Source organism: Streptomyces sp. NPDC048002, assembly GCF_040653275.1.
Classification (GTDB): Bacteria; Actinomycetota; Actinomycetes; order Streptomycetales; family Streptomycetaceae; genus Streptomyces.
Window position 1 is genome coordinate 120,514 of sequence record NZ_JBEZNL010000009.1, and the last position, 12,380, is coordinate 132,893.

Below are 12,380 nucleotides of genomic sequence, written 5' to 3' on the forward strand. Positions count from 1 at the left end.
CCCCGTTTCCCTGCGGTTTGGCTCCAGTAGCCCTGTCGTACCGCCATGACACCGATTAGATTCGGTGCATGGCGGACACCAAGCGCGAGATCGAGCGGAAGTACGAGTCCGACGAGAGCGGACTGCCCGACCTGACCGGCGTCGCCGGGGTCGCGGCCGTCATCGACAAGGGTGTGGCACAGCTCGACGCCACCTACTACGACACCGAGGACGAACGCCTCGCGGCGGCCTCGATCACCCTGCGCCGCCGCACCGGCGGATCCGACGCGGGCTGGCATCTCAAACTCCCCGTCTCCGCCGGTGTCCGCGACGAGATCCGCGCCCCCCTCTCCGACACACTCCCGGACGAACTCGGCGGCCTGGTCCGCGCCCGCGTCCGCGGCCACGCCCTCGTCCCGCTGGTCCGCCTCCGCTCCGACCGCGATGTCCGCCACCTGGTCGACGCCGACGGAAGCCTGCTCGCCGAGGTATCCGTGGACGCCGTACGCGCCGAGCGGCTCGGCACCGGCGCCGCCGCCCAGTGGAGCGAGATCGAGGTCGAACTCGCCGACGACGGCGACCCCGCCTTCCTCGACAAGGTCGAGAAGCGGCTGCGCAAGGCGGGCGTACGCCCCTCCGGCTCGGCCTCCAAACTGGCCAGGGCCCTCGCCGAGACCGCCCCCGAGCGCAAGCGCCGGGCGAAGACGAAGACGAAGGCCGTCGCCGACCCCGTCACCGCCGGCGACCACGTCCTCGCCTATCTGCGCGCCCAGCGGGACGCCATCGTGGAACTCGACCCGGCCGTACGGCGCGACGTGGAGGACTCCGTCCACAGCATGCGCGTCGCCACCCGCCGCACCCGCAGCACCTTCAAGTCCTACCGCCGAGTCCTGGACCGCGCCGTCACCGACCCGATCGGCGACGAGCTGAAGTGGCTCGCCGGCGAACTGGGCGTGGACCGGGACCGCGAGGTGCTCAACGAACGACTCGGCGCGGCCCTCGCCGAGGTACCCACCGCCCTGGTCTCCGGCCCGGTCGCGGAGCGGCTCGCCCGCTGGGCCGGGGACCGCCCCGGCGGGGCGAGCGGCAGACTGATCGGAGTCCTAGACTCCGACCGCTACCTGGCGCTGCTCAAGGCCCTGGACGCCGTGATCGCCGAGCCCCCGCTGCGCAAGGACGCCGCGGACGACCCCGGCAAGGCGCTGCCCAAGGCCGTGCGGAAGGACTTCGGCAAGGTCACCGCCTTGGTCGAGGAGGCGCTGGAACTCACCCCCGGCGACGACCGGGACATCGCCATCCACGAGGCGCGCAAGAAGACCAAGCGCACCCGCTACGCGGCGGAGGCCGCCGTCCCCGCCCTCGGCCGGCCCGCCAAGGACCTGGTCAAGTCCATGAAGTCCCTCCAGACCCTGCTCGGCGAGCACCAGGACAGCGTGATGGCCCGCGGCACCCTGCGCGAGCTGTCCGCCGTGGCGCACGCGGCCGGGGAGAGCGCCTTCACCTACGGGCTGCTGTACGGGCGCGAGGAACGGCGGGCCGCGACCGTGGAGGCCGAGCTGCCGGGCTTCTGGGACGGGATCAAGGACGCCGCCGAGGTGCTCTGAACCCGGCGGGCGGTCAGGGGGTGCCCGCGATCGGGTTACGCTGAATGGTCACCCCTGTCCGTTCAGTCCAGCCCGTGAAGGTACGCGAGATGCCTGCCGAAGTCGCTGCGTCGGTGTTCCCGCAGCTCGAAGCCCTGCTCCCGCATGTGCAGAAGCCGATCCAGTACGTGGGCGGCGAGCTCAACTCCACGGTCAAGCCGTGGGAGAGCTGCGACGTCCGCTGGGCGCTCATGTACCCCGACGCCTACGAGGTCGGCCTGCCCAACCAGGGCGTCATGATCCTCTACGAGGTCCTCAACGAGCAGGAGGGCGTCCTCGCCGAGCGCACCTACAGCGTGTGGCCGGATCTGGAGGCCCTGATGCGGGAGCACGACGTCCCGCAGTTCACGGTGGACAGCCACCGCCCGGTCGGCGAGTTCGACGTGTTCGGCCTGAGCTTCTCCACCGAACTCGGCTACACCAACATGCTCACCGCGCTGGATCTCGCGGGCATCCCGCTGGAGTCCAAGGACCGCACGGTCGACGACCCGATCGTCCTGGCCGGCGGCCACGCCGCCTTCAACCCCGAGCCGATCGCCGACTTCATCGACGCCGCCGTCATCGGCGACGGCGAGCAGGCGGTCCTGGACATGACCAGGATCATCCGGGAGTGGAAGGCCGAGGGCCGCCCCGGCGGCCGCGAGGAGGTCCTCCTGCGGCTGTCGAAGACGGGCGGGGTGTACATCCCGGCCTTCTACGACGTCGAGTACCTCCCGGACGGCCGGATCGGCCGCGTCGTGCCCAACCGCTCCGGCGTGCCCTGGCGGGTCTCCAAGCACACCGTCATGGACCTCGACGAGTGGCCCTACCCCAAGCAGCCGCTGGTCCCGCTCGCCGAGACCGTCCACGAGCGCATGTCCGTGGAGATCTTCCGCGGCTGCACCCGGGGCTGCCGCTTCTGCCAGGCGGGCATGATCACCCGCCCGGTGCGGGAGCGGTCGATCACCGGCATCGGCGAGATGGTCGACAAGGGCCTGAAGGCGACCGGCTTCGAGGAGGTCGGCCTCCTGTCCCTGTCCAGCGCCGACCACTCCGAGATCGGCGACATCGCCAAGGGCCTCGCGGACCGGTACGAAGAGGACAAGATCGGCCTCTCCCTGCCCTCGACCCGCGTGGACGCCTTCAACGTCGACCTCGCCAACGAGCTGACCCGCAACGGCCGCCGCTCCGGTCTCACCTTCGCCCCCGAGGGCGGCAGCGAGCGCATGCGCAAGGTCATCAACAAGATGGTCTCGGAGGAGGACCTGATCCGCACGGTCGCCACCGCCTACGGCAACGGCTGGCGCCAGGTGAAGCTGTACTTCATGTGCGGCCTGCCCACCGAGACCGACGACGACGTCCTCCAGATCGCCGACATGGCGATGAACGTGATCGCCAAGGGTCGCGAGGTCTCCGGCTCCGGCGACATCCGCTGCACGGTCTCCATCGGCGGTTTCGTCCCCAAGCCGCACACCCCCTTCCAGTGGGCGCCCCAGCTCTCCGCCGAGGACACGGACGCGCGCCTGGAGAAGCTCCGGGACAAGATCCGCGGCGACAAGAAGTACGGCCGCTCGATCGGCTTCCGCTACCACGACGGCAAGCCCGGCATCGTCGAGGGCCTGCTCTCCCGCGGCGACCGCCGCATCGGCTCCGTCATCCGCGCGGTCTACGAGGACGGCGGCCGCTTCGACGGCTGGCGCGAGCACTTCTCCTACGACCGCTGGATGGCCTGCGCGGACAAGGCGCTGGCCCCCTTCGGCGTGGACGTCGACTGGTACACCACCCGCGAGCGCGGCTACGAGGAGGTCCTGCCCTGGGACCACCTGGACTCCGGCCTGGACAAGGACTGGCTCTGGGAGGACTGGCAGGACGCCCTCGACGAGACCGAGGTCGAGGACTGCCGCTGGACACCGTGCTTCGACTGCGGGGTGTGCCCGCAGATGGACACGAGCATCCAAATCGGACCGACCGGCAAGAAGCTGCTGCCCCTCGCGGTCACGAACGCGGCGCCGGCGCCGAGCGGTCACTCCCACTGAGGTGGGCGGGGCGCTCGATCGAGTGATTGCGGTCCTGGCTGAGGCAAGCGACGAAGAGGTGGTCGCCGTGCTGGCTGCCGTCGGGGCTTCAGGTCTTCGACGGTCGTCGGCCCGGTGTGTGCCCTCTGCGGCCACACCTCTGCCGGGCTCCGCGGAGCCCTCGGGTATCCACTCAGAGGTGGAGTGGGTCTGAGCGCTCAGACCTCGCTGAGGCGCCGTACGGACAAGATGAGCCCCCTTCCGTGAGTGGAAGGGGGCTCATTGCCGTTCGCTGAGCCTTCGGCCATGGCCTTGGTAGACCGTGGCCCAGACATCGCCGATCGGGCGTCAGCTCAGGCGCCCACCCTTGCCGCCGTGGGGGGCGATGTCGGCGATGTGGGCGAGGTCGTCGGCGTTGAGTGTGAGGTTCGCCGCGGCGATGTTCTGAGCGACGCGGACGGGGTTACGAGAGCCCGGGATCGGGACGATGTAGTCCTTCTGCGCGAGCAGCCACGCCAGCGCCAACTGCGAGAGGGTGGCGCCCTTGCTCTCGGCGAACTTGGTCAGCTCGCTGGTCATGGCGACGTTGGCGTCGAAGTTCTCCGGGTCCCACCAGGCGATGCGCTGGCGGAAGTCGTCGGCGGCGTAGTGCTCGCGGGACTGGACGGCTCCGCTGAGGAACCCGCGGGCGAGTGGCGAGTAGGCGACGAACCCGATGCCGAGTTCTTCCAGAACGGGCAGGAGCGACTCCACCTCCCGGGCGAAGAGCGAGTACTCGCTCTGCAGAACGGAGATCGGGTGCACGGCGTGTGCGCGGCGAATGACGTCTTCGCCGGCGTTGGACAGGCCGAGGTACTTCACCTTGCCTGCGTCGACGTACTCCTTCATCACGCCCACCACGTCCTCGATCGGGACGTTCGGGTCGGGGAAGTGCTGGTAGAGCACGTCGATGACGTCCACGCCCAGGTTGCGGAGGCTGTTGTCGACGACCTCGCGAATGTGCTCGGGCCGTGAGTCCTGCCCGTAGGTGGGGGTGAGGCCGAACTTCGTCGCGATGGTGACCTCGTTGCGGATCGGCGCGAGGGCATTGCCGAGCAGCTTCTCGCCCTCGCCCCAGCCGTACATCTCGGCGGTGTCGAAGTGGGTCACGCCGAGTTCGTGCGCGCGGCGGATCGCGGCGATCGACTCGGTGTCGTCCGTCGGGCCGTAGCCGACCGCGGTGCCCATGGCGCCGTAGCCGATCGCCGACGCGGTCAGGCCCTGGGTGCCCAGTGTCCTGGTCTCCACAAGATGCTCCCTCGTTCCAAACCAAACTGTTCGGTTTTACCGTACGTCCAGGTCGCGCCTCGGGCAAACCAAACGGTTCGGCCAGGTAGATTGAATGCATGACCCCCTCGACCGGAGCAGACTCCGCCCGTGACCGCATCGTCACGGCGGCCACGGCCGAGTTCTCCCGGCACGGGATCGCCGGAGCCCGGATCGAGCGCATCGCCAAGTCGGCACGCACCAGCAAGGAACGCCTCTACGCCTACTTCCGCAGTAAGGAAGACCTGTACGCGACGGTCGCCGCCCACGAGCTGACCGCAGTCGCCGAGGCCACCCGCCTGGACCCCACAGATCTCCCCGGGTACGCCGGACGGGTCCACGACTACTTCACGGCCCACCCCGAGCGCCTGCGCCTGATGAACTGGGGACGCCTGGAACTGGGCGACGGCAGGCCGGCTGCCCCGGACGATCCGATCCGGGCCACCGTGCGTCACAAGACCGAGCAACTGCGGAAGGCACAGACGGCCGGGCACCTCGACCCGGCATGGGACCCGGCCGACATCCTCGTGTTCGTCAACCAGTTGGCCATGTCCTGGGCGGGGCAGACCGACCTGGTGCCCGGTGACGAGATTGAGCGTGCGCGTTTTCTGTCCGCGCGGCGAGCGGCCATCGTTGCAGCCGTGCAGCGCCTCTTCCCCGCCATGACTGCCGAGCGGAGCGGCGACCTCCCCCGCCCGTACTCGGCTGCCGACATCGACTCCTGACGCCGCGCACGATCCTCCGGCGAGCAGAAATCACCGGCGAGGCCGGAATGAACGCTCCAGCGCTGCCGAGAGTGCTTGGCGCAGGTGCGGGGTGTTGGCTGTCCGCAGATGCACACGAGCATCCAAATCGGCCCGACCGGCAAGAAGCTGCTGCCTCTCGCGGTGAAGAACGCCGCGCCGGCGCCCGCCGGTGCCGGGCATGTGCACTGAGGACGGTGCCTGAGGCCGGGTGCGGCTGAGCGAGAGCTGACGAGAGCCCCTTTCCGGGTCGGGTAGGGGCTCTCCTCGTGTCCGCCGGGCCGTGACGGCTTTGCAACACCGGGTGGGCATCCGGGGGAGGCGTGGGTGCGTCATGTCCGGTATGGAGACGGAGAAGTCGTTGCCCGAGGTCAGGCAGCCGGAGGGGTGTCTCGTCGTCGCCGTCCGGCTGCCGGTGCGGATCGTCGTGCTGGTGTTGGTGCTGCCGGTGCGGATGGTGTGGGACGCGTTCGTCGTCGGGGGACGGTTCCTGAACGACACCGTGCTGCGGCCGCTCGGCAGGGCTCTGCTGTGGACCGGGCGGGCGTTGTTCGTGTGGCCCCTCGTGGGGCTGTGGCGGTATGTGCTGGTGCCCCTCGGACGCGTACTCCTCTGGCTCGGCAACGTCCTTGTCGTGGTGCCGCTCGGGTGGGTGTACCGGTGGGTGCTGACGCCGTCGGGGCATGCCCTGGTGTGGGTCGGGCGGGGGATTCTGGCGGGCCTGGAGTGGCTGTACGCGCAGGTGCTCGCGCCGGTCGGGCGGGCCTGCATGTGGGTGCTGCGGGGTGTCGGGGCGGGGCTGGCCGCGCTCGGCGGATGGACGTACACGGGTGCCGCCTGGCTCGTGCGGTATCTGCTGGTGGTGCCGGCCCTCTGGGTGTACCGGTGGGTGCTGACGCCCCTGGGGCACGGTCTGATGTGGGTCGGGCGAGGGGTCGGGTTCTGTCTGTACTGGACCGTGCGGGTGCTGGTCGTGCTGCCCCTGGGGGCCCTGTGGCGGTGGGTGCTCGTGCCGGCGGGCCGGGTGCTCGCCCTCGTGGGGCGGGAGGTCTGGGGCGCGCTCGGGCACGCCTGGCGGGTCGCCGGACGGATCTCGCTGGCGGTCGGGCGGTTCCTCGCGACCCTCTTCCGGTGGACCGTCGTGGAGCCGCTCCGCTGGGTGTACCGCAGCGTCCTCACCCCGGTCGGTCATGTCGTGCGGGACGCCGTGCTGCGGCCCTGCGCAGAGGCCGGGCGCGCCGTGGGGCGGGCCACCCGCCAGGCGCTCGCCTCGGCCCGGGAGTCGGTACGACAGGCACGGGCCGAGGTACGGTGGCTGCTGTTCGGGGAGCCCCGAAAGCGGGAAGCGGTGGCCCGACGGGAACCGCTCGGCGCCGAGACACGTACTCTTGGTAGCAGTACGACCGCTCTCACTAAGGACTGAACGACACTGGGCAAGCGACAGCCCGAAGGCCCGCCGCCCGCACCCGCGGTGCAGCGCATCCGACTGCGCTACACCAAGCGCGGCCGCCTGAGGTTCACCAGCCACCGAGACTTCCAGCGCGCCTTCGAGCGTGCGCTGCGCCGCGCCGAGGTGCCCATGGCGTACTCGGCGGGGTTCACGCCGCATCCGAAGGTGTCGTACGCCAATGCCGCACCCACCGGCACGGGCAGTGAGGCGGAGTACCTGGAGATCGCGCTCACCGCGCCGCGGGACCCGGACCAGCTCAGGGACCTGCTCGACGAGTCGCTGCCCCCCGGGCTCGACGTCGTCGACGCGGTCGAGGCCCGTACCTCCGGGCTCGCCGACCGGCTGACGGCTTCCGAGTGGGAGCTGCGGCTGGAGGGCGTGGACCCCGCGGAAGCGGAGCGCGCGGTCGCCGCGTTCAACGCCGCGGAGTCCGTCGAGGTCCAGCGGATGACCAAGAACGGTGTCCGTACCTTCGACGCCCGGCCGGCGGTCGTCGATCTTGAAACGCACAGTTCGACGGCTGATAGGCCGACCGACCAGCCCTGTGCGATACTGCGGCTGGTTGTTCGGCACGTGACGCCTGCCGTTCGACCCGACGACGTCCTGTCCGGTCTCCGCGCCGTGGCCGACCTGGCGCCGCCGGTCCCCGCTGCGGTGACCAGGCTGGCGCAGGGGCTGCTCGATGAAGAGACCGGCACGGTGACCGACCCGCTCGCACCTGACCGCGAGGCGGCGACGGCCCACACGGCCGGATCCGCTGCCGCCGCGAAGGCGCCGGCGTAAGGGAGGTCCCGCGAAGGGACGGACGTCGTAGCGCCGCCCTCGTACTCGGGAGCCACCTGGGTCGGGCAGCGCACCGACCAGAAGACTTTCGCCAGGCCGTACGCATTCGGCGTACGGAACCGGCGAGACAGGACACAGAGAGCTCCCGTGCGGCGCCCGCGCCCCGGACGGCGGCAGTCGCGCACGACGCGAGCCGCGGACGTCACCGGCACTTCGCCGGACCATGCGCGGCGCCCGGGAGCCTGACGGGAGAAACGCCCGCATGCTCGAACCGACCGACCCCACTGAGGGTTCCGAATCGAATACCCCCAGCGACACCCTGCCGCCGCGTCGTCGGCGCCGGGCAGCGTCCCGCCCCGCGGGTCCGCCGACCGGGCCCGAGGCCGCGGCCGGGACCGCGCCGGCCATACCGGACGCCGCGACGGAGCAGGCCGAGGCCGCTGAGCCCCAGGTCGAGGAGACCGTCACCCCGGAGACCGACGCGGCCGACGAGGTCACCGAGACCGACGAGGCCACCGCGGCCGAGGAGGCCGGTGCCGCCGTCGCCGAGGAAGCCCCCGCCGCCGGCCGTACGCGTCGCCGTGTGGTCCGCCGGGCGTCCGCGCCCGCCGGCGCACCCGTGTCGGCCGAGGCCGCCGAGACCATCGTGCCCGCGACCGGTTCCGCCGAGGAGCCGGCGCCCGCCACCGAGGGCGTCGAGGCCGCCTCCGCCGCCGCTGCCGTGGAGGACGCCGCCCCGCGCCGCCCCCGCCGCCGCGCCACCCGCAAGGTGTCCGCGCCCGAGCCGGCTGAGGCGGCCGAGACCGCCGCCCCCGTCGAGGCGGAGGCCCCCGTGCCCGCCGTCGCTCCGGTGGAGCAGCCGGCCGAGGACGCCGCGCCGAAGGGCCGTACCCGCCGCCGCGCCACCCGCAAGGTGTCCGCGCCCGAGCCGGCGGAGGCTGCCGAGACCGCCGCCCCCGCCGCCGAGACCGCCGAGCCGGCCCCCGCCGCGTCCGCCACCGAGGCTCCCGCCGAGGAGACCCCGGCCGCGTCCGAGGAGGACGGCACCCCCCGCCGTACCCGCCGACGTGCCACGCGTCGCGTGTCCGCGCCCGCCGGGGCGCCCGAGAACGTGGAGGCGAGCGTGACCCCTGCCGACGAGAACGCGACGCCCGAGAACGCGACGCCCGAGCCGGCCGTCGAGGCCCCCGCCGTCGAGGCGCCCGTGGCCGAGCAGCCCGAGACCGAGGACGCCGGCCCCCGTCGCCGCCGCCGGGTCGTGCGCAAGGCCGCCACCGGCTTCTCCGAGCCGGCCAAGGCCGCCCGGAAGGAAGCCGCCGAGGACGAGGACGCCCCGCGCCGCCCGGCGCGCCCCGCCGTCGCCGTCTTCCAGCAGCCCGTCTTCGCCGAGCCCAGGTTCCAGACGCCGGAGCGCGCCGCGGCCGAGGCCGCCGCCGTCGCCTCGGACGTGGCCGAGGAGCCGGAGGAGACCGAGGAGCTGCCCGAGGAGCAGACCGGCTCCCGCCGCCGTCGCCGCCGTCGCGGCGCCGCCCACGCGGAGGAGACCGAGACCCGCGAGGCCCGCGAGGTCCGTGCCGAGGTGCGTGCCGAGCAGCCCGCCGCCGAGGACGAGGCCGACGAGGACGCCGAGGACTCGGCCGAGGACGCCGTCGAGGGCGACGAGGCCGAGGAGACCGGGGCGCGCCGCCGCCGTCGCCGCGGTGGCCGTCGCCGTCGTCGCGGTGAGTCCGCCGACTCCGACGCCGAGTCCGGGGACGACGGGTCCGACGAGGCCGCCGCCCAGGCGGCGCAGGACGCCGAGGACACCGCCGAGCAGGAGGAAGAGGACGCCGAGGAGGCCGAGGGCGAGGAGTCCGGTGGCTCCACGTCCAGCAGCCGTCGCCGTCGTCGGCGCCGTCGCCGGGCCGGGGACTCCTCCTCCGAGTCCGAGGCGTCGGCCGACGACCCGGAGCGCACCGTCGTCAAGGTGCGCGAGCCGCGGGCGAAGGCCGAGCCGTCGGACGAGGTGCAGTCCATCAAGGGCTCGACCCGTCTGGAGGCGAAGAAGCAGCGCCGCCGCGAGGGCCGCGAGCAGGGCCGCCGCCGGGTGCCGATCATCACCGAGGCGGAGTTCCTGGCCCGCCGTGAGGCCGTCGAGCGCGTGATGGTGGTCCGCCAGCACGGCGACCGTACGCAGATCGGTGTCCTTGAGGACAACGTGCTCGTGGAGCACTACGTCAACAAGGAGCAGTCGACCTCGTACGTCGGCAACGTCTACCTCGGCAAGGTGCAGAACGTCCTGCCCTCGATGGAGGCCGCCTTCATCGACATCGGCAAGGGCCGCAACGCCGTGCTCTACGCCGGTGAGGTCAACTTCGAGGCGCTGGGCATGGCCAACGGGCCGCGCCGCATCGAGTCCGCCCTGAAGTCCGGCCAGTCGGTCCTGGTGCAGGTCACCAAGGACCCGATCGGCCACAAGGGCGCACGCCTGACCAGCCAGGTCTCCCTGCCGGGCCGCTACCTGGTCTACGTCCCCGAGGGGTCGATGACCGGTATCAGCCGCAAGCTGCCGGACACCGAGCGGGCGCGGCTGAAGACCATCCTCAAGAAGATCGTCCCCGAGGACGCGGGCGTCATCGTGCGCACCGCCGCCGAGGGCGCGAGCGAGGACGAGCTGCGCCGCGACGTCGAGCGGCTCCAGGCGCAGTGGGAGGAGATCCAGAAGAAGGCCAAGAGCGGCAACGCCCCCACGCTGCTCTACGGCGAGCCGGACATGACCGTCCGGGTCGTGCGGGACATCTTCAACGAGGACTTCTCCAAGGTCGTCGTCAGCGGTGACGACGCCTGGTCGACGATCCACGGGTACGTCTCGCACGTCGCCCCCGATCTCGCCGAGCGGCTGTCGAAGTGGACCTCCGAGGTCGACGTCTTCGCCACGTACCGGATCGACGAGCAGCTCGCCAAGGCGCTGGACCGCAAGGTCTGGCTGCCCAGCGGCGGTTCGCTGGTGATCGACCGGACCGAGGCGATGGTCGTCGTCGACGTCAACACCGGCAAGTTCACCGGCCAGGGCGGCAACCTGGAGGAGACGGTCACCAGGAACAACCTGGAGGCGGCCGAGGAGATCGTGCGTCAGCTGCGGCTGCGCGACCTCGGCGGCATCATCGTGATCGACTTCATCGACATGGTGCTGGAGTCCAACCGGGACCTGGTGCTGCGGCGCCTGCTGGAGTGCCTGGGCCGGGACCGCACCAAGCACCAGGTCGCCGAGGTCACCTCGCTGGGTCTGGTGCAGATGACCCGCAAGCGGGTCGGCCAGGGCCTGCTGGAGTCGTTCTCCGAGACCTGCGTCCACTGCAACGGCCGCGGTGTCATCGTGCACATGGAGCAGCCGACGGCCGCCGGTGGCGGCGGCAAGCGCAAGAAGCGCGGGCGCGGCGGCGACGGGCAGGAACACACGCACGAGCACGGCCACGAGGCCGCGGCGAGCGCGGTGGAGACCGCCGAGCCGGTCGAGCCGGAGACGGAGACCGTCGCCGAGGTGGCGGCCGAGGTCGCCGAGCCGGTCGCGCTGCCCGCGCCGGAGTTCACCGCGGACGAGGAGCTGTACAGCAGCGTCGCCGAGGCGGAGGCCGCGGTCGCCCGCGGTGGCCGCACCCGGCGTCGGGCCGGCCGTCGGGCCTCCGCTCCGGCGGGTGCCCCGAAGGCCGCGGCAGCCCCGAAGGCCGCGGCGCCGACCGCCCAGCACGTGACCGCCGAGGAGGCCGCGCGTCCGGTCGCTCCGGAGCCGGCCGCCGAGGCGAAGGCGGCGCCCGCCGCCGTGGAGGACGCGGTCGTCGAGGCCGCGCCCGCCGTCGCGGAGGAGACCGCGGAGACCGCGGAGACCGCGGAGGTCGCGGAGGCCGCGCCGAAGGGCCGTACGCGTCGTCGTGCGACCCGCAAGGTGTCGGCGCCCGAGGGTGCCGAGGCCGCCGTGGTGACCGTCAGCAGCGAGCCGGCGCCCGAGCCGGCCGCCGCCCCGGAGGCCGAGGCGCCCGCCGCCGAGCCGGTCGTCGAGGCGTCCGCCGAGAGCGCCGCACCGGCCCGTCCGCGCCGTCGCGCGGTGCGCAAGGCCACCGCGCCCACCGCGTCCGAGGAGACGGCCGTGGTGGTCGTCCCTGCGGCGACGGAGGCCGCGGAGGCCGCCGCGCCCGAGGCGGAGGAGGCCCCGGTCGAGGCTCCGGCCAAGAAGACCGCCGCCCGCAGGACGGCGAAGAAGGCGACCGCCAAGAAGGCCGCCACCAAGAAGACCGCGGCCACCAAGACGGCCGCCAAGAAGACGACGGCCAAGAAGGCGGCCAAGACCGCCACGGCCGCCAAGAAGACCGCGTCGAAGAAGACCGCGGCGGCGGCGCAGCAGGCGCTGCCCACCGTCTCGGCCTCCACCGACGAGGGCTGATCGAAAGAGGGGGTGTGCGGTTCGCGTGACGGGCCGCACACCCCTGGGGCCCGGCCCGGTTTGACC

At 72.4% G+C, this 12,380-nt stretch carries 7 protein-coding genes; 6 read left to right on the plus strand and 1 reads right to left on the minus strand.

The annotated features are described in order from the left end of the window. Positions 1–68: 68 nt before the first annotated feature. Both AB0E07_RS14845 and AB0E07_RS14850 read left to right on the plus strand, forming a co-directional pair. A complete protein-coding gene (locus tag AB0E07_RS14845; RefSeq protein ID WP_362250564.1) occupies positions 69–1,583 on the plus strand; it encodes a CYTH and CHAD domain-containing protein in 1,515 nt (504 codons plus the stop codon). An 89-nt stretch (positions 1,584–1,672) separates the two neighbouring features. Next, positions 1,673–3,637: a TIGR03960 family B12-binding radical SAM protein gene (locus AB0E07_RS14850; RefSeq protein ID WP_362250567.1), complete on the plus strand. Its 1,965-nt coding sequence runs from the start codon at positions 1,673–1,675 to the stop codon at positions 3,635–3,637. A 327-nt stretch (positions 3,638–3,964) separates the two neighbouring features. On the opposite strand, the gene AB0E07_RS14855 is transcribed toward AB0E07_RS14850, so the two are convergent. Continuing rightward, positions 3,965–4,903, minus strand: coding sequence for an aldo/keto reductase (locus AB0E07_RS14855; protein WP_362250570.1), 939 nt, complete (start codon positions 4,901–4,903; stop codon positions 3,965–3,967). A 98-nt stretch (positions 4,904–5,001) separates the two neighbouring features. Here AB0E07_RS14855 and AB0E07_RS14860 point away from each other — a divergent pair, with 98 nt between their 5' ends. The 4 genes from AB0E07_RS14860 (at position 5,002) to AB0E07_RS14875 (ending at position 12,314) form a co-directional block, all read left to right on the plus strand. Beyond that, entirely contained in the window at positions 5,002–5,646 is a 645-nt protein-coding gene (locus AB0E07_RS14860) for a TetR family transcriptional regulator (protein WP_362250573.1), read from the plus strand. 361 nt (positions 5,647–6,007) lie between these two features. After that, positions 6,008–7,087: a hypothetical protein gene (locus AB0E07_RS14865; RefSeq protein ID WP_362250796.1), complete on the plus strand. Its 1,080-nt coding sequence runs from the start codon at positions 6,008–6,010 to the stop codon at positions 7,085–7,087. 48 nt (positions 7,088–7,135) lie between these two features. After that, positions 7,136–7,897 (plus strand): TIGR03936 family radical SAM-associated protein, encoded by a 762-nt coding sequence (locus tag AB0E07_RS14870; RefSeq protein WP_362250576.1) that lies wholly within the window; start codon positions 7,136–7,138, stop codon positions 7,895–7,897. 262 nt (positions 7,898–8,159) lie between these two features. Beyond that, positions 8,160–12,314: an Rne/Rng family ribonuclease gene (locus AB0E07_RS14875; protein WP_362250578.1), complete on the plus strand. Its 4,155-nt coding sequence runs from the start codon at positions 8,160–8,162 to the stop codon at positions 12,312–12,314. Positions 12,315–12,380 lie beyond the last annotated feature (66 nt).